At 55.4% G+C, this 18,943-nt stretch carries 16 protein-coding genes; 15 read left to right on the forward strand and 1 reads right to left on the reverse strand.

Translation table 11 applies throughout. The features are described 5' to 3' along the window. The first annotated feature begins 2 nt into the window (after positions 1-2). The 15 genes from E1757_RS24190 to E1757_RS24260 all read left to right on the forward strand — a co-directional run bounded on the left by E1757_RS24190 (position 3) and on the right by E1757_RS24260 (position 17,226). The gene (locus E1757_RS24190) at positions 3-692 is read left to right on the forward strand and encodes a response regulator transcription factor (protein ID WP_133232960.1); all 690 of its coding nucleotides are present in this window, start codon (positions 3-5) and stop codon (positions 690-692) included. Further along, positions 689-2,464 carry a HAMP domain-containing sensor histidine kinase gene (locus tag E1757_RS24195; protein ID WP_133232963.1) on the forward strand — a complete coding sequence of 592 codons (1,776 nt, stop codon included), beginning with the start codon at positions 689-691 and terminating at the stop codon, positions 2,462-2,464. The genes E1757_RS24190 and E1757_RS24195 overlap by 4 nt, the downstream gene beginning before the upstream one ends. Positions 2,465-2,982: 518 nt before the next feature. Next, complete coding sequence (gene cls, locus E1757_RS24200; RefSeq protein WP_246079450.1) at positions 2,983-4,491, forward strand: cardiolipin synthase; 1,509 nt, start codon at positions 2,983-2,985, stop codon at positions 4,489-4,491. Between the two features lie 26 nt (positions 4,492-4,517). Continuing rightward, a complete protein-coding gene (locus E1757_RS24205) occupies positions 4,518-5,321 on the forward strand; it encodes a M48 family metallopeptidase (protein ID WP_181956685.1) in 804 nt (267 codons plus the stop codon). Between the two features lie 67 nt (positions 5,322-5,388). After that, the gene (locus E1757_RS24210; RefSeq protein WP_133232968.1) at positions 5,389-5,643 is read left to right on the forward strand and encodes a hypothetical protein; all 255 of its coding nucleotides are present in this window, start codon (positions 5,389-5,391) and stop codon (positions 5,641-5,643) included. A gap of 265 nt (positions 5,644-5,908) precedes the next feature. Beyond that, the gene (locus E1757_RS24215; RefSeq protein ID WP_342774594.1) at positions 5,909-6,787 is read left to right on the forward strand and encodes an SMP-30/gluconolactonase/LRE family protein; all 879 of its coding nucleotides are present in this window, start codon (positions 5,909-5,911) and stop codon (positions 6,785-6,787) included. An 11-nt stretch (positions 6,788-6,798) separates the two neighbouring features. Next, positions 6,799-7,434: a protein kinase family protein gene (locus E1757_RS24220; protein ID WP_133232971.1), complete on the forward strand. Its 636-nt coding sequence runs from the start codon at positions 6,799-6,801 to the stop codon at positions 7,432-7,434. A gap of 247 nt (positions 7,435-7,681) precedes the next feature. Beyond that, the gene (locus E1757_RS24225; protein ID WP_246079452.1) at positions 7,682-8,137 is read left to right on the forward strand and encodes a Dps family protein; all 456 of its coding nucleotides are present in this window, start codon (positions 7,682-7,684) and stop codon (positions 8,135-8,137) included. 318 nt (positions 8,138-8,455) lie between these two features. Further along, the gene (locus E1757_RS24230; protein WP_133232974.1) at positions 8,456-9,172 is read left to right on the forward strand and encodes a hypothetical protein; all 717 of its coding nucleotides are present in this window, start codon (positions 8,456-8,458) and stop codon (positions 9,170-9,172) included. A gap of 402 nt (positions 9,173-9,574) precedes the next feature. Continuing rightward, positions 9,575-10,822 (forward strand): PQQ-dependent sugar dehydrogenase, encoded by a 1,248-nt coding sequence (locus E1757_RS24235; RefSeq protein ID WP_133232977.1) that lies wholly within the window; start codon positions 9,575-9,577, stop codon positions 10,820-10,822. 26 nt (positions 10,823-10,848) lie between these two features. Beyond that, positions 10,849-12,057 carry a class I SAM-dependent methyltransferase gene (locus E1757_RS24240; protein WP_133232979.1) on the forward strand — a complete coding sequence of 403 codons (1,209 nt, stop codon included), beginning with the start codon at positions 10,849-10,851 and terminating at the stop codon, positions 12,055-12,057. A gap of 8 nt (positions 12,058-12,065) precedes the next feature. Then, on the forward strand, positions 12,066-12,407 hold the full coding sequence (locus E1757_RS24245) for a hypothetical protein (protein ID WP_133232982.1): 342 nt from the start codon (positions 12,066-12,068) through the stop codon (positions 12,405-12,407). Between the two features lie 143 nt (positions 12,408-12,550). Continuing rightward, positions 12,551-14,533, forward strand: coding sequence for a methyl-accepting chemotaxis protein (locus E1757_RS24250; RefSeq protein WP_133232985.1), 1,983 nt, complete (start codon positions 12,551-12,553; stop codon positions 14,531-14,533). A gap of 219 nt (positions 14,534-14,752) precedes the next feature. Further along, positions 14,753-15,991: a glucose-1-phosphate adenylyltransferase gene (locus E1757_RS24255; protein WP_133232989.1), complete on the forward strand. Its 1,239-nt coding sequence runs from the start codon at positions 14,753-14,755 to the stop codon at positions 15,989-15,991. A 329-nt stretch (positions 15,992-16,320) separates the two neighbouring features. Next, positions 16,321-17,226, forward strand: coding sequence for a DMT family transporter (locus tag E1757_RS24260; protein ID WP_133232992.1), 906 nt, complete (start codon positions 16,321-16,323; stop codon positions 17,224-17,226). A 244-nt stretch (positions 17,227-17,470) separates the two neighbouring features. On the opposite strand, the gene E1757_RS24265 is transcribed toward E1757_RS24260, so the two are convergent. Further along, positions 17,471-18,580, reverse strand: a complete 1,110-nt coding sequence (locus E1757_RS24265; protein WP_133232994.1) for an IS110 family RNA-guided transposase — start codon at positions 18,578-18,580, stop codon at positions 17,471-17,473. Positions 18,581-18,943 lie beyond the last annotated feature (363 nt).

The raw sequence follows: 18,943 nt of genomic DNA on the forward strand, positions 1-18,943 counted from the left end.
GCGTGTATCGGATTTATTTGGTGGAGGACGAGCCGAATTTGAATCAGGTTCTGGCCTCGTATTTGCGCAATGAGGGCTGGGAAGTGGAGGCGTTCAGCGACGGCGGGGAAGCCCGCAAGGCGATCGGCAGTCGTCCGCATCTGTGGATCCTGGACATTATGCTGCCGGGCGTTGACGGTTACCAGCTGATACGGGAAATTAAAGCCGACAGCGAAAAGCTGCCCGTCATATTCATCTCCGCACGCGATGCGGATATGGACCGGGTCGTAGGATTGGAGCTGGGCAGCGACGATTATTTGGCCAAGCCTTTCCTGCCGCGGGAGCTGGTCATTCGGACGCGCAAGCTGCTGGAGCGGATTTACGGCGACCGGCATGAGCAGGCTGAGGCCGCAGCGCCGTCTCCGGTACACCTGATAGCTCCATATCGGATCGAGGAGCAGGCGAGAAGGGTGCTGGACGAGCAGGAAAGCTGTGAAATGGAGCTGACGTCCAAAGAATTCGATCTGCTGGTGTACTTCGCCGCTCATGCGGGTCAGCTTATGGAGCGGGGGCAGGTGCTCGATTCCGTCTGGGGCGATGATTATTACGGTTCGGACCGCGTCGTTGACGATTTGGTCAGGCGGCTGCGGAGAAAACTGCCGCAGCTACGTCTGGAGACGGTATACGGCTACGGCTACAGGTTGGTGAAATGATGAAAAATGTACCGCTCGCCCTTAAAATATGGCTTGTCATGACCGCCATTACATTGTGCCTCTTTACGCTGCTCGCCTTTTTGCTGCCATGGACATTGAAAGGTTTTTTTACCGAGCAAATTTACGATATATTGCTGGATTCGCAAAGGGCGGTGCCAAGCAGCGGCGCCATACCGTTCACATCCATCGCTCAGGTCGAGCCCTCCGCCACCGTGGAACGTATCCAATACATCACGTCGACTCCTAAGGAAGGGGCGAAGCAGGATATTCCTGTACAGCCCAATGGAACGGCCGGGAAGCAACCGGGAACCAAGCTGCCGAATCAGTTAAATGGCGGAGTGAACAACGTCAAGCCGGACATCGGGGGTAAATCGCAAGCTGTTTCACCGGAAGCTGCGATCAAACCGGGAGTCGACGCCACTTCGGGAGCTGTCGGCAGATCGGAAGCCGCCGGTGTCATAGTGGAGCCTGGCATCAAAGCAGACTCACAGGACGGTATCCTGCAAAAGGTGTTCGTTCGGACCGAGGCCATGCCGTTTGCTTTAACGCTGAAGCCGGCTAACGGCCCCGGCGTTCAGCACCTGATTATGCAGGACGGAGGGATGGTGAGCAAAACCGAGCCCGCTGTTCCGGGGCCGTTTGTAGAAGCGATCAGGCAGGATACGCTGCATCAAAAGGAAGATATTCAGGCGTACTCGCGCGAAGTTGACGACCGGACGGTGTTTTACGTTATCCGCAAGGAGCAGTTGGAAGGCAAGCCGGGCTTCATGGTTTCTTATGCTTGGGGCAGCTACCGTAACGATCTTGTCATGACGATGTTTCAACGGCTCGTGCTGCTGATGATGGTTCTCATCGTGGTCAGCTGGATTCCGTGCCTGTGGCTGGCCCGCTACTTGTCCCGTCCGCTTGTGCTGATGGAGCAGCAGGCCGGCAGAATAGCGGAGCGCGACTGGCATCAGCCCTTTGTATTGAACCGCAAGGATGAGATGGGCCGTTTGGCGCAGGCATTCGAAGCGATGCGTCAGCGGCTGGTGCGGCAGGATAAGGCGCAGCAATTTTTTCTGCAAAATATTTCTCATGAGCTGAAGACGCCGGTCATGGTCATTCAGAGCTATGCGCAGTCGATCCTGGACGGCATTTATCCCAAAGGGACGATTGCGGGCAGCGTAGAAACGATCAAGAGCGAGGCGACGCGGCTGGAGAAGCGGATTCGCGATCTGCTTTATTTGAACAAGCTGAATTACATGTCGGTGCGGGAACGAAAGCGGCTGCCCTTCGATTTGTCGGCGGTCGTCCGCGATTGCGTGGAACGGCTGCGCTACCGCCGGCCGGAGATCGATTGGCATGTCGATCTGCCGACGGTCGAAATCGGGGGCGACGCCGAGCAGTGGGGCGTAGCGATCGAAAATTTGCTCGATAACCAGGTGAGGTATGCGAATACGCGCATATCGATCACGATGATTCATGGAGACGATAAGGCCACCCCCGGCGCTTCGGCGGCAGCGGCCGGCGGCGCAATGCCGGTAACGACGGAGCTGCGGATATGGAACGACGGCGAACCGATTGACGAAGCTTTGATCGACAGCATGTTCGATCAGTTCGAGACCGGACCGGACGGCCAGTTCGGGCTTGGCCTTGCGATCGTCAAACAAATTTTGACGGCGCATCATGCCAGGATCAGGGTCGGCAACGAACACGGCGGCGTTGCATTTTATATCGACCCAGGGCCGCCTTCCCCGTCCCATAGCGCCGACGAGGCCAAGGCAAGCTGAGCGGGGAGCAAGACGCGCAAGTTTCGCGCAAATACGGCCGGCTGTACGGACCATGGCTTCGAAGATCCATTTAAATGATCAGGTGCACACCACTTCATATAATACCGTCATATGAGTTGCCGCACACCGCCCGCTACATTAACAATGTTACATGACTCTGGCGCGTACGGCTGACGTACCGGGATCATTTTAATTGAGGGGACTGCTTGCCAATCATCGCAGATGATTGACGGGCGGTCTCCTCGTTTTTGCTTTCATGCCGAATAGCGATAACTACGCCGGTCGTTCGATACACGATAAAAAGTTGATTTGGCAACTTCTTACACTTATAGTTAACATATTAGAGTCCGGGAGCACGGCCTGGCGATGACCGCGGTTCGGTCATGCTCCTCCGGATTCGAAGGCCGGGCCATCAAGCTGCCCGCAGACGATTCGGGGTTGGGATACTTGCGGCTCTTGGAGACTCGGAAACGGCAATACTGGATCCATAAGCCGATGAGACGGCTGGAGAACGCGGGATGGAGGCTGCTATGGAGCAATGGGTTGTGGAAATATGGAGAGCGGTCAATCTTCATTGGATCGTCGACGTATGGAAGGCGATAAACAATTGGATCCCGATCATCAATTTGCTGTTTGCGGCGGCCATTATTTTTCTCGAAAGACGCAACGTAGGCGTAACCTGGGCTTGGCTGATGCTATTGCTGCTATTGCCGGTGCTCGGTTTTATCATATATATTTTTATCGGGCAAAATTTGGCCAGGCAGAAGGTATATCGCATCCGCGCGAGGATGGAACGGCGGGTCCGGGAAGAAATGCGGGAGCAGGAGCAGACGATTCACGAAGGGACGTTCCCTTACCGTGAAGCGCATGTAAAGCAGTATGAGCATCTGATTTACATGAACCTTATGAGCAGCGCCTCCCCGCTGACGCAAAACAACGAGGTCACGCTGTTTATCGACGGGGTGAAAAAATTCGAGGCGCTGCTGGAGCGCATAGCTTTGGCGGAGGATCATATACATCTGCTGTACTACAAGATCGGCAACGACACAACGGGACACCGGCTGCTGAAGGCACTCGTCCGCAAGGCGCAGGAAGGCGTGAAGGTGCGTTTGCTTTATGACGGGATCGGCTCGCTCGGCGTGACCAAGAAAATGTTCCGGGAGCTGGTCGACGCCGGAGGGATCGTATGTCCGTTCTTTCCGTCCAAAATTCCTTACATCAACTTCAGGCTCAACTATCGGAATCACCGTAAAATCGCCGTCATCGACGGAGAACACGGATTTATCGGCGGCTTCAATATCGGCGACGAATATTTGGGGCTCAACCATCAAATCGGCTATTGGCGCGATACGCATCTGATGCTGCGCGGGGATGCGGTGCATCGTCTGCAGGTGCAGTTTATACTGGACTGGGGAGTCGCGTCCAACGAGACGCTAACGATCGAGCCCGTTTATTTTCCCCGGCTGGAGGATGCGGACAGAACTGCGGTACAGATCGTGTCGAGCGGCCCCAATACGGATAAACAACAGATTAAGAACGGGTATATCAAGCTTATTTTCGAAGCCAAAAAAAGCATTTATGTGCAGACGCCTTATTTTGTGCCGGATGACGGTATTTTGAACGCTTTGCGGATTGCGGCGCTTTCCGGTATCGACGTGCGCATAATGATTCCGAAAAAAAGCGACCACCTGCTGGTCCACTGGGCTTCCCACGCCTATATCGGCGATTTGCTGCGCGTCGGGGCGGCCTGCTATTTGTACGATAACGGGTTTCTCCACGCCAAAACGATCATGGTGGACGGCCAAGCGGCCGCGGTCGGAACAGCCAATATGGACCACCGCAGCTTCGAGCTTAATTTTGAAATTACCGCTTTCCTGTACGGAACCGAGGTGACGGCGCGCCTTGAAGCGATTTTTGAACAGGATATGAAAAAAAGCGAGCTGCTGACGCCGGAAAAGTTCGAGCAGCGATGGCTGATCACCCGTGCTGCGGAATCGATGGCAAGACTGCTGTCGCCGATCCTCTAATTCACATGTGTAGAAAGGAAGAACGAATGAAGAACCGCCTTGTACATGAAAACGAACAAACCTGGTACGTGGTTTGTCTGGTCTGCAGTATGATGATTTATTTGAGCCTGATTTTCTCGATTATCGGCATTGTTTACATAGCCATCGGCGCTGTCTTTGCGCTGGCGATGCATGGATTAATGGTGGCGGGCATCCGCAGCTCCGGCGTCAAGCTGTCGGAACGGCAGTTCCCGCAAGTTTACGATAGAGTGCGGGCGCTCAGCGCTCAAATGGAAATCCAGCAGGTGCCCGACGTGTATATTATCCAGTCCGGCGGCGTGCTGAACGCGTTCGCGACCCGGTTTTTCGGCCGTAATTTCGTGGTGCTGTATTCGGATATTTTCGAACTGATCGAGCAGGGGAACGAAGAGGAGCTGTCCTTTGTGATCGCGCACGAGCTGGCTCATATCCAGCGCAAGCATGTAAGCAAGCATATGCTCATTTTCCCTGCCTTATGGATTCCTTTTGTCGGAAAAGCTTATTCGAGAGCATGCGAATATACATGCGACCGGATGGCCATGGCCTATACCGGCAACGTCGATGCCGCAATTCATGCGCTTACCATCCTGGCCGTAGGCAAGCAGCTGTACCGTAAAGTTGACATTAAGGAATTTTTGGATCAAAGCTACCGGGAACGGGGCTTCTTTATCGGCTGGTACGAACTGATCGCCACGCATCCGCCGCTGCCTAAACGCATCGCGGAGATCATCGGCTTTTATTCGAACCCGCAATGGTTCGGCTATGATTCTTCGCGGTTTGAAACAAGGGAAACGTCGTCGGTTTCTTCCTGAGCAGGGATAAAAAGCTTCCTTTTCATCCACATTAACAGAGATATGGAAGGAAAGGAGGCGAATGGCAATGAGCAAGACCGATTCCAGCTTACAATCGCAAAATCCGATATCCCAGGCGCAAAATTCGGTGAATACCGCCCACAACGCCGTAACGCAGGCGCAAAGCCACCCGAGCGAGCAGCTGATCGAGCAGGCGGAAACGGCTGTAGCCAGAGCGCAGCAGGCTGTCGAGCAGGCGGGACTGAGCGAAAATCAGATGGCCGTCGAGCAGGCGCGCGCCGATCTTGAGGAGGATCAGGCCGCTTTGCAAAGCCTGGAATAGTTTAAGAAGCGTGAACGGAATGCCGGCCGGCGAACGGAGCGCCATTCATGCAAGAAGACCTGTAGCGACCGCTCGATGCCGTGGTCCTGCAGGTCTATTTTCTATCCCATGACCGATCGGGGGCGTTGACCAGGCCTTCTCATCGGATCGGGTACATAAAAACAATCGGTTCCGCGCCGGTTGCCTGTGCTAATCCCGTCGTCCGTATGCTACAATAATAGGAAATGATGGTATGTTCGCCATAGGGCTGAATGGGGGAATCGGAATGGCACAACTGCAAGTGGAGCTGATTGTAGACGCCAGGGCTGCGTTAGGGGAAGGACCGTGCTGGGATCATCGCAGCGGTCTGCTGCACTGGGTCGATATTGCCGGGATGAGGGTTCATACATATAACCCGCTAACGGGCGAGGACCGGTATATCCAGCTTGACCAAATGGTCGGAGTCGCCGTTCCGCGGCTTTCCGGCGGCATGGTGGCCGCAATGGAGCACGGCCTTTATTTGCTCGATCCGGAGACGGGAACCGTCTCCTTGGTCGAGGACCCGGAGAGCGGTCTGGACAACCGGTTTAACGATGGCAAGTGCGACGAGCGCGGGCGCTTCTGGGCGGGAACTTTGAGCCGGAAAGGACGGAAGCAGGCGGGCGCTTTGTACTGTCTCGATGCCGGCGGGACGGTCCGCAAAGTCATTGACGGCGTGACGACCTCGAACGGCATCGGCTGGAGCCCGGATGGGCGGACGATGTATTTCATCGATTCGCCGACCAAGGAGGTGAGGGCTTACAGCTTCGATGCCAAAACCGGGCAGCTCGGCGATGCGCGCACCGTCGTAGTCATCCCGGCCGACGGCGGCGTGCCGGACGGGATGACGGTGGATGCGGAAGGCATGCTGTGGGTGGCGCAGTGGGGCGGCTGGCAGGTATCGCGCTGGAATCCGCACACCGGCGAGCAGCTGGCGGCGGTTCCGGTGCCTGCGGCGCAAGTCTCGTCCTGCGCTTTCGGCGGGGCGTACCTGGATGAGCTGTATATTACGACGGCGCGCATCGGTCAGTCCGAAGAAGCGATGCTGAAGCAGCCGCATGCGGGTGGAGTTTTCCGCATCAAGCCTGGCGTGGCCGGCCTGCCGGCACACTTCTATGCGGGCTAGCCGGGAAAGCGATGAGCCGTGAACGGATCGGTCAGTTGATTGTTTTGGTTGAACGGGAGCTGCTGCCCCTCCTCCGGATCGAGAGCGTTAACCCCCACAATCCGATAGAGGTGCAAGCTGTACCAAAGCCCTGGAAACGGGTCGGGACCGGGAATTATGCCGTCGTCGTCAGCCATCCCGAATACGACGGGCTGGTGGTGAAGGTGTATGCGCCGGGCCGGGAGGGTCTGGAGGAAGAAGTCGAGGTGTACCGGCGTTTGGGCCGGCACCCGGCTTATTCGGAGTGCTACCATGCGGGAAGCTCGTACTTGATATTGCGCAGACTGAGCGGGATTACGCTGTACAATTGTGTGCTGCGGGGCATTTCCATCCCCCGACAAGTGATCGACGATATCGACGCCGCGCTTCGCTATGCGAGAAGCAAAGGATTGAATCCGCACGATGTTCACGGCAAAAATGTGATGCTGCAGGACGGGCGCGGCGTTGTCGTGGATGTATCGGACTTTTTGAAGCAGGAGCCTTGCCGCATGTGGGATGATTTGAAAAAAGCGTACGACTGTTTTTATTTTCCGATAGTTCGCAAAATGAAAATACCGGAATGGATGCTCACAGCGGTGAGGAAAGGGTACCGGTATTTCAATCGCTAGGATATGAAAACCTGTGCGGAAAGCGGCCCGATTCCGGTCGGGCGTTCCTGGCGTCCAGGCGTCCACAGGCCGAACGGGACGTTCCGATTAACGGGTATCTTCCGTTTGATTTACTGCAAATATGGGTAAAACAGTAGTGGGCTCCAATGGCAAACCGACAGCTGGGAGACCGTTCGGAAGATCGGCCCCGGCAGGTGAACGCCCGCGGTGTGCGTTTTTATTAAATCAAACAAGGGAGTGCGTGATTATGGCAAAAGTAATGGACCGGTCGGCAGCAGTAAATACGGCATTGAACCAGCAGGTTGCTAATTTCGGCGTGATGTACATCAAGCTACATAACTTTCACTGGTATGTGAAAGGCTCCCAGTTTTTTACGCTCCATGTTAAATTTGAGGAGCTTTATAATGAAATAACGCTGCATTTGGACGCGTTGGCCGAACGGATGCTCACCTTGGGCGGCAAACCGGTCGCTACGATGCAGCAAATGCTGAAAGATTCGGCGATTAAAGAAGCGGCCGGAAACGAAAAAGCGGAAGATATGGTGCGGGCGATCGTGGAAGATTTCAAAACGATTAGCGGCCAACTGCAGGAAGGCATGGACTTGGCCGAAAAAGCGGGCGACGAAACGACCGGAGATCTGTTCTTGGCTATTCAAGGCAGTCTGGACAAGCATACATGGATGCTGAATTCCTTCCTGGGATAAAAATACCTTGAGAGGCCGGGCGGCTGCAGCTTGCGCCTTATGCATACGGAAAAGCCCCTGTCGTGATTAAGCGGCAGAGGCTTTTTTCGTAATGTAGTTAGCTTACGGGGTTCCCGCAAAGTTTCTGGAATAAGCAGCGAAGCCAAAGCCCCGCTTTGAATTGCAACGAAAACTGCTTTCATTTTCAGTAATCTTTAAGGTGATCTTCAGATACTTTTCATTTTATTTCCTTATGCTGGAGGAGCGTGGAGTGTTGTGTGACGCAGCAGTCCGCAGCTTGATTCCCTGCGGGGGAATATCACGGAGGTAACGATTACGATGAAACGTAACCAGCTCGTAGCGGGACTTATTCTCGTGCCGCTGTTATTAAGCGGCTGCGGCAGCAAACCGGCTGCCAATGAAGCGGCCGCTGCCAATACGCAAGGGTCGTCGTCAGCCGCATCGGCTCAGAGCGGCGATGCGCAGGCCGGCGGCCGGCAGGCACGGGGGGATCGGCCGCAGATGAACGAGAATGAAATAAGGCTGCGGATGTTGTCTCAATCGCTGCTCGCCATCGATAAGGGGGAAGGTCTTGCCTTCACGAAGCAGCAGGCCGAGCAGCTGCTGCCATTAGCGGAAGCGGCTGTAGCGAAGAAGGAGCTGACGGCGGAGCAGCAGGATAGCATGCTGAAGCTGCTTACTCCGGAGCAGACGAAGCAGTATCAAAGCCGGTCGGATCAAATGAAACAGCGGATGAACCCGTCCGATGGCGGGGCGCCCAAAACGATGACTCAGGAAGAGCGGGATAAGCAGAAAGAGCAGCGCGCGGCGCAGGGCGGCGGGCAAGGCCAGAACCGTCCGAACGGCGCAGGAAGGGGCGGCGAGAACGGCAGTTCGGGATCGGCCGATGGATCGGTGGCCGGAAGCGCGGGCAAGAGCGCAAACGGAGGCGTAAACGAAGGCGCCAAAGGGGCGCCAGGCGGAGCCAGGGGCGGAGGCCCGGGTGCGGATGTCGCGCAGCAGCTGGTCGACCTGTTCAAAGAGAGAGCGAAGTAACCGGCGGATCGCATCAGCGCACCGACGAAGACGTCGCAGCGATTACATAGCCCCAGGCCCGTCAAGCGGACCGAGGGTCAGATCGCCGGGACCATATGGCCGCGGTCCGACAAATCGGGCTGTCGCAGCGGAGTAAAAGCCGCATCATTGCCAGTTTGGAATGATGCGGCTTCTTTGGTTTGTTTCAAGGATGCTGTCTTTGAAACTACACATGCATTTTCATTGAAGAGGCTCCGAACCGCGGCTTTCTGGAGCCGGCAATTGGCTTTCGCCGCGGAGAATTAGGTATAATGAGGACAACGATTGTCCATATGACTTTGTTTTCAGCGCCGTCCGTTCGGGTGTGCTCACCGGTTCATGAAAACGGCGCATATACGGAACCCATTATAGAGGAGGATGATTATGGCAGGCTTGAATCTATGGATCATTGCCGGCGCGGCCGTCCTGCTGTTTGCAGCTCCCGGCTGCTTCGGCAAGCAGAGTGGGCAAAACGGCAGCCCGCCGGCAGCCGCAGTCGGCGAAGGTACGGCTCCGGCACCCGATGTACCGCCTGGCCGCGGCAGCGAAGGCAAGGCGACTGAGACGGGTGAGACCAAAAGTGTGATTCCCTATACCGTGGAGACGGTCGCATCCAAGCTGGACGTCCCATGGGATATGGATTTTGCACCGGACGGCCGTATCTTCTTCACCGAGCGCGGCGGTGCCATCCGCGTCATTGAGAAGGGAGCGCTGCGCGAGGAGCCGGTGTTCCGCTTCGAGAAGCCGCCGCTGTACAACGAAGCGGAGGCCGGCCTGCTGGGTATCGCGCTGGACCGTGATTTTAGCAGCAACCATTACATGTATGTATATCATTCGTACCAGGAAGGCGGACAAGCCTACAACCGGCTGATCCGCATGGTGGAGAGCGGCGGTTATGCGAAACCGGACAAGGTACTGCTGGACCGGCTGCCCGGCGACCGGATTCACGACGGCGGGCGGGTGAAAATCGGCCCCGACGGCCTGCTGTATATTACAAACGGCGATGCGGCCCAATCGTCGATCGCCCAGGATGCCGCACAGCTGGGCGGCAAAATATTGCGAATCAAGACGGATGGCACGATACCGTCGGATAATCCGTTTCCCGGTTCGCCCGTATACAGCCTGGGCCACCGCAATCCGCAGGGCTTGGCCTGGCAGCCCTCGACAGGCCGGCTGTTCAGCACGGAGCACGGTCAATCCGCACACGATGAGCTGAATGTGATAGAACCTGGCGCAAACTACGGGTGGCCGCTCGTTCAAGGGGACGAAACGCAAATTAAGTCTCAAGATGCCGGCAAGCAGGGGCCCGGCCCGCTGAAGGCGCCTCTGCTGCACAGCGGCAGCACGACCTGGGCGCCGTCGGGCATCGCATTTGTCACGAAAGGGCCTTGGCAGGGCAATCTGCTGATCGCGAATTTGCGGGGAACACAGCTGCAAAGGGTAGTCCTGAGCGGCGATCCGCCTAAGGTTCAGCAGGTTGAGCTGTTGTTTCAGGGCGAGCTGGGGCGTATCCGCAATGTGACGGAAGGGCCGGACGGTTCGATTTACATGATGACCAACAATCGCGACGGCCGGGGGATGCCGGGAGCCGAGGATGACCGGTTGATCCGGCTGAAGCCGACCTTCAAGTAGCTAAACGGAACGGAGAATGGTAACGGATGCAAACGTTGGAATTGGATACGCTGTTAAACGGTTTGGTCGGTCAAGGAGTATTAATTCAGGGGACGTTCAGCCAGCTGCGGCGCAGCGATCCCGAAGGCTGCAGCAAAGTAACGATCAAGCCGCTGGAGCTGAAGGGGACGCTGCATTATCAATTCAGCTCCTTCTGCGGCAATAAGGTGCTGCACGATAATGTGCTGCCGGAAGCAGCGGCCGCCCGGATGATCGGGCTGCTGGAGGATACGTTCCGTCAGGCGCTGCTGCAGTCGGAAGAAGCGGACTATCAGGTGCTGATCAGCAAGAAGGGCAAGGCGGGTATTCTGAAAAAGCCGCCCACGAAGAAACGGCCTGCCGTGCTGACGCATAATCGCCAAAAAAACTACCTGCTAGAGGAAGGCACGACCGTACCGTTTCTGGTGGAGCTTGGCGTCATGAATGCCGAAGGAAAGGTGCTGGCTTCCAAATACGACAAGTTTAAGCAGATCAACCGGTTTATCGAGCTGATTGCGGATGTGGTGCCGTACCTGCCAAAAGGTCGGACGCTCCAGATCGTTGATTTCGGCTGCGGCAAATCGTATTTGACGTTCGCCTTGTACTATTATTTGAAGGAGCTGCAGGGGCTGGACATCCGGATCACCGGTTTGGATCTGAAGGAGGATGTCATTCGTCACTGCAGCTCGTTGGCCGAGCGTTTCGGGTACGATCGGCTGCAGTTTCTCGTTGGCGATATCGCCGATTACAACGAGCTGCAGCAGGTGGATATGGTCGTTACCCTCCATGCTTGCGATACGGCTACGGATGCGGCGCTGGAGAAGGCGGTCCGCTGGCAGGCGGACGTCATTTTGTCGGTGCCCTGCTGCCAGCATGAGCTGTTCCGGCAGGTCCAAAGCGACGTGCTTGCCCCGCTCCTGCAGCATGGCATATTGAAGGAGCGCTTCTCGGCGCTGGCGACGGATGCGATCCGGGCGAAGCTGCTCGACATCGTCGGCTACCGCACGCAGCTGCTCGAGTTTATTGACATGGAGCATACGCCGAAAAATGTGCTGATCCGTGCCGTAAAAGGGAAGCAGCCCAATGCGGCGGAGCGGGCCGAATTGGCGCGCAGCTATGTGGAATTCCGCAGCTTTTTGCAGGCGGACCCGTACCTTGAGCGGGCGCTGGGCGATAAGCTGCAGCCGCTGCCGGCGCCAGGGCGCGAAAGGGGCTAACCATAACGATGGAACGATTGCTGGTCAAATCGGGGGTTTACGGTTTTATCATAGGCCTGTTTATTGCGATTTGGATTTGCCCGGATACGATAAGGAATCCGTCTTTCGGGGGCGGTTATTCGATCGAGGCTGTACCGATGCGGGACTATATATTGACCGTACTGCGCTTCGCCATCAAGCTGTCCTTGGGAACGGTTGCCGCGGTATGGCTGTATAACCGTTTTTGGAAAACGCCTGCGGACGGAGGGGAGCCCTCGTTTTGGTACGGCTTTTTTAAAGCCTTTTTTATCGTGCTCGGCATTATTATTGCGATTACGCTTGTTGCTACGGCAATAGGGAGCCGTCATTAATAAAGCTGTAGCAGGTTTGTGCAGATTTTGTGAATCTATAGAAGAATTTGTCATAATTTGAGGATAATTCTGGAGCTGTCCGGTTGGTTTCAGTGTATAATGAATCTGCTGAAACTATCCTACAAAGCGGGGGGCACTTTTCGATGTTCAGTTGGATTCATTCGATTACGGTCAGATTTATGTGGATTACAGGCCTCGTTCTGCTTGTGTTGATGGGCGGAATCTATGCCTACCAGTGGCAGGAAATCCGCAAGGATGCCGAGGATCAATTGTACCAAAAAGGCAGCAGCCTGGCTATTTCGATGTCCAAGACTCTGCAGAGCATAGCGGAGGACGATATCCGCGACGGCGTTCTCATCAAGGGAGGAATCAAATGGACCGGCGCCGAGCTGCGCGCCAATCTGTTCAACGACAAGCTGCAGCCTGCGCCGGGCAGCGAGCAGGAACTGAAGAAGCGCTCCCAGGACCAAGCGTATGCTCAAGCTACGCAGACTTTATTTGACGGACGGAAAATTCCGTTAGCGCAGTACGAACAAAAATATACGAGCGCTTATGATATATACACGGACGATCACTGGCAGAAGGTGATTGACAGCTACATGACCGACGATAGCATTGTGTTCTCTGTAGCTGCGGCCTATTCGGATAACCCGGATTTCGCCGGTTACGTCGCCACGCACAATATGTTGTACAGCGCAACCGATGAGACGTCCAAGGATGCATGGGGGACAACGGGGCTGTTGAGCCAAAAGTACCGCGGGAAACGCGTGTTTAACGATGCGACAGGGTATGCGGACGTAGCCAACACCGATTTGTCGAAGGCGATGCTGCAAAAATATCCGCAAATTGTCGAAGGCAAAGTCATTGAGCGCTGGGTCGTCTCCTATCCGCTGATGATCGACGGCAAGCATTGGGGAGCGGCGAGAATCGCGATGTCCAAGCAAGCCTCGGAGGCGATGATTGCCAATCAGCGCTGGAAGATTGGCTTGGAGCTTGCTCTCTTGTATATCGCCGTGCTCGTCATGCTGTACATACTTTCCCGTGTGATTGTGGCCAGAAAGCTTCGATTCGTGCTGCAAGCCGCAGTCAATTTAAACTCGCGGGAGGCCGATTTAACATACCGTATTCCCGTCCGCGGCAAGGATGAATTAGCCGGTCTGTCCGAGGAGATCAACCGGTTCATCGGCCACCTGCAAACGATGATGGGTTCGATTCAAGCGATGTCCATCCAGGTCGGCGATACGTCGCAAAGCTTGGCGGAACAGTCGGCGCGCTCGACCGCTGCGGCAACGGGCATTTCCCGAACGGTCGGGGAGATGGCAGCGGGTGCGGAGAGTCAGGCGACAGGCGCGCGGGACAGCGCCAAAGCGATCGAGGAGATGGCGCTCGGCATTCAGCGAATTGCCGCAGCCTCCGCCCAGGTCATGGAAATGACGCAGCATCTCGTTCAGGAGGTAGAGCAAGGAAACGAGGCATCGGAGAAGGCGATGAATCAGATGGCTACGTTGAGCCAGTCGGCCAGCGAAGCGGGAGCGGCAATCCAGAAGCTGGAGGCGGGGATGCAGACGGTAGGAGAAATGGCTCAGGTGATATCGGGCATTGCATCGCAGACCGGGCTGCTGGCGCTGAATGCGGCTATCGAGGCGGCGCGCGCCGGCGAGCAGGGAAAAGGCTTTGCGATCGTAGCGAGCGAGGTACGTAAGCTGGCCGACCAGTCCGAGGCGTCCGCTCAACGGATCAATGAGATGGTAAGCGACATTCAGACGGCGATGAATGCGGCCGTTGCGGCCATGCAGGCCGGCGGCCGGGACGTGAAGGATGGCGTGCAGGAGGTATCTCGCGTGCGCAGCTCGCTTGAGCGGATGCTCGATTCGGTGCATCAGGCATCCGGGCAGATGGAGGAAGTATCGGCGGCAGCGGAGCAGATGTCGGCAGGCACCGAAGAGGTGGCGGCCGGTATCGAGGAAATGGCCCGGATCGCCGGTACGGTGTCGGACCATGCGGGGCGCATGGCGGAAGCGTCGCGTGCGCAGCTGAGCGATGCGGAGGAAGCCGGCTCGCTGTCCGGCACGATGAGCGAAGCCGCCCAGCAGCTGAAATCGGCTGCAGGCCGGTTTAAAGTATAGCAAAGAAAGACCTTCAAGTCCGTATTCTGTACGGAGCTGGAGGTCTTTTTGCCGTTTAGCCGAAATCGGGGGCAAGAACCCGGGATAGCGGGGCTTTGAACAGTCTCCCCCTCGGCTGCGATGCAGGAGGAGAACTGCGCGTGCAATTGGAAAATGTTTCATTTGCGGGCACGTGCGGTTAAATATAGAGTACAACGGACGATGGGAGGCAACCGCAAAATGATGAATAATGAATGCATTGCCATGGTATTGGCTGGCGGAGAAGGCCGCAGATTATCCCCGTTTACGAAAAAGCTGGCCAAGCCGGCTGTACCGTTTGGCGGTCAGTACCGCATTATCGATTTTCCATTGAGCAATTGCGCCAATTCCGGCATCCGTACGGTTGGCGTGCTGACTCAGTACGAATCTGAATCGCTTCACCGGCATATCGGCGGCGGGGAGCCGTGGGGGCTGCACGGAAATAGCCGCGACGACAACGGAATTTTTCTGCTGTCGCCCGAAGCAGCCGGCACAGGCCCTTACTCGGGAACAGCCGACGCCATTTATAAAAACATCGACTTTATCGATCGATATGCCCCTGAGCATGTGCTTATTTTGTCGGGCGATCATATTTACAGCATGGATTACCGCTCTTTTCTGGAGACACATAAAAGCAATGACGCGGATGCGACGATCTCCGTGCTGGAGGTGCCATGGGCGGAGACCCACCGTTTCGGTATTATGCAGACCGATGCGGACGGCTGTATTACGTCATTTGTCGAAAAGCCCGCCATGCCGGACAGCAACCTCGCTTCCATGGGTATTTATATGTTCCGATGGTCATACTTGCGGGAGCAGCTGATGGACGATGCCGGCAACCCCCGTTCCAGTCATGACTTCGGCACAGATTTGATTCCGCGGATGCTTCGTCTGAACGGTAAGCTGCATGCCTACCGGTTCAGCGGATATTGGCGCGACGTAGGCACTGTCAGCAGCTTGTGGGAAGCACATATGGACCTGCTGGACGGGCTCCCGCTTCCGAACGGGCTGCAGACGGCGGGTTGGCCGATGTACAGCCGTTCCCGCCGAACGGACGGGTTGCGCTCCTCGTTTCCGCAGCATCATATCAAGAAATGCCTGGTTCACCTCAGCTGCGACGTAAAGGGCGGCTTGTACCGCACCGTATTGTTTGCCGGCGTGCAGGTGAATCCGGGCAGCCGCATTCACGACAGCGTGCTTATGCCGAATGTGACGGTTGGCCGCAATGCCCGTATCGCCCATGCGATCGTCGGAGAAGGCGCGGTAATCGAGGACGGGGCCGTTGTCGAAGGGCATGAAGACGAGATCGCCGTCGTTGCGCCGAATGCCCGTGTGACGAGCCGTCCGGCCAAGGCGAGCGCAGCGGAGCCGGACATGGGGTATACGCCGTTTGTTCCCGAACAGCAAAGTGCCGTGTTCCACGGCCATGGACAAGCTTGATCGACCGGCTGCACCGCGTTCGCATAGTAAAGCTTCATCAAACCGGACGTGAGGCTCTCCCTCATCCGGCTTTCCGATGCTCGAGCCTTGCCGCCACGGTCCTTAAGGGCTGTCCTGACAAGGCTTTTTGGCGATTGGCCCGCTTTCCGACAAAAGTTGCCGGCTGCTCTTTTCATTTTTTCATACAGTTCCCCAATGAGCTATGTTACAATGGCTTTATGTTTTTGGGGCCGCGTTTTGCGGCTGTCATACCGCACATCTAAATATACAACGAGACGTTAATCGATCGTCGGGATTTTCGCCGCGTCATAAGGGGTAACATAGACATCGTGGGATACGCACTGCTATTTCTGACCATTTTATCATGGAGTTTCGTCGGAATTTTAGTCAAAACCGCTTCGCTTGCGGTGGATAGCATGACCATTACCTTTGCCCGGTTTTCGCTGGGCATTGTTTTTTTGGGCATTTTGCTGTTATGGAGAGATAAGAAGCTGCGCGTCCATTTCAACAACAAATGGATTTGGATCGGCATGCTGGGCAAGAGCATCAATTATTTTACGGAGAACATAGCATTGTCGATCGGTTATTCGTACGGCAACATATTGGTCGGACCGATTCAAACGATCATTTTATTGCTTGTGTCCGCCTTCTTCTTGAAGGAGCACGTTTCCAAACGGGGGTGGGCTGCCGCCGCCATCTGCATCGCAGGTGTACTCGTCATCAGCTGGAATGGCCTGCCGCTGGGCCAGATGCTGTCGAGCAACGGTTTGACCACACTGCTGTATGTCATTTCCGCAATCGGCACGACCTTGCATATTTTAAGCCAAAAGGTGCTGATCCAATCCATGGACTCGGAAAATATGAACTTTTCGATCTTTTTCTGGTGCTCGCTGCTGTTGGCGCTGCCGCTCCCATTTCAGGCTCATGCAACCGGGCCGTTCAATGTATGGTCGCTCGGGGCGCTGGTTTTACTCGGCCTTATCACCGGTCTCAGCTTTAACTGGTATGCGAAGGCGATGAAGCATGTCAGCTTCTCCGTGCTCGTTATTTTCGGGAACAGCGGCGTGCTGTTTACAATTGTTTGGTCGTATTTGTTTTTCCGCGATCCGATCACGGTTTATATTATTTGCGGCACCTTTATGTTTATCGGCGGACTGCTGCTGTTGAACTGGCCGTTGAAAAAAGCGAAGCTGCCGCAAAAAACGGCGAAGCAGGTCGATGCGGCAAAAGCTTGAGAGGGGCGAAAGTGCTGGATAGAACGCTGTTTTGACGATTCCCGGGAGCTCGTTAAGCGCAGCCGATCATTCAAAAGTCCAGCGGTATGATGTCAAGTCCCTGATTCAATCGAATTGGAAATTTTCTTGGCCGTAAAGTAGATCAGTCAGGAAAAATGGACGCATCAAATCAGACCCAGCCTAAAATCCGATTTTTTACCAGAATTTTACTGGGAATCCATGAAGGACTTTGACAAAGGAGGCGTTATCCCTTCGCGTTGTTCACCTTCCTCCGTGGCGTATAAAGTTGGTCGTTGCGTAGCAGCACATCGACCAGACGCACAAGTTTTCTTGCCGTTAAGACGAGGGCGCGTTTGTGTTGGTGCTTGGGAAGGCCAGACTGGTGTCTACGCCATGTGAGGCCTGCATACTTGGCCACAGCGGCTTGGTCATCGAAGCGTTCAATGTCGCCGATCTCTGAAAGAATACCGGCAGTATAGACCAAATCGATGCCTGGAATGGATCTCAGGCACTTRGCTCCGGGAAGACCATCCAGCATTTTCTCGATCGCTTTGTCTAATTCTTTGAGCTGAGCCTGTATGCTTCGGATGGATTGAATCGATGTGCCAAGGACAAGATCGATGGAGTCCTCCATAACCTTGGATAGGCGGTAAGACGCACGCGCGGCTTTCTGGATGCAAGCAGCGACGCCCTCGGGATCCGGGAAGCGATTTCTGCCTTTGTCCTTGAGATAATCCGCCAACGCGGCGATCTCCATCGTTGCGATTTCATCGAGGCTGTACTTCTCCGAGAGCAGTTCCATAATCGCGTTGCCAAAGACCGAGCTTTCCACTTCAGAGCGAAACGCGTTGCATTTGTAGAACAGGTTTTGAAGAAAGTACTGCTTCTCCCGAGTCAGATTATGGACCAGGTGAAACCGCATGCGGGTAATGCGTTGAAGGGCGAGATACCGCTCCTGCATCACAAGGGTCGTCGTCAGCCTTCCGAATCGCAGACGGTCTGCGATGATCCAGGCGTCGAGCCGATCGGTTTTGTCCAGATCGGCATAAGCCTCTCTGAACTTGCTGATCAGCTTGGGATTGATGGTAAATACTCTGGTCTTGCGTGCTTTCAAGGCTTCGTCTTCGTGCAAATACATGGCCGGATGCCAGCTGTAAACCGAAGTGGCTTCAAGACCGATATGGATTTCCGAAGCCGAAAGCTTGTCCGCTTGTGAAAGAATACGGTCGCGTAAATATTGGGCACCGGCCAAGTTATTGTTCGCCACCAGGGTGTCCAGCTTGTCGCCTTCCATGTTCATGAAACAGGCCTCAAGCTGCTTGCTACTCACGTCAATACCGACAAATAGCTTCAAGTGGRAATTCCTCCTTTCTGTTAGGGATTCAGGGAAATGGACTTTTCGGGATGCCCCCAGCGCGCTCGCCGATCAATCACCCTCGCATATGAGAACTCATTCCGGTCCATGAGCTGCCCCGAAGCTGCTATCTTCGGGCATGGGTTGCCGGAGGGAACAGCCAGCGGGTAAGAAGTGCCGCACGAGTGCCAGGGAAACAGACTTATGAAGTAGTTGAACTACAGGAGGAAAAAGAATTTCCCCGAATGACCCTAAGATTCATTGTCTGGAAGCATCACGAAAAGTCCAGTCCCAATTTAAGATTTTCATTTATTTTTCAAAGATCAAATTGGAAATTTTGAAGGCGGCCGCCAGTACCCTAGG

The sequence above is a fragment of the Paenibacillus piri genome, assembly GCF_004354045.1.
Taxonomy (GTDB): Bacteria; Bacillota; Bacilli; order Paenibacillales; family NBRC-103111; genus Paenibacillus_S; species Paenibacillus_S piri.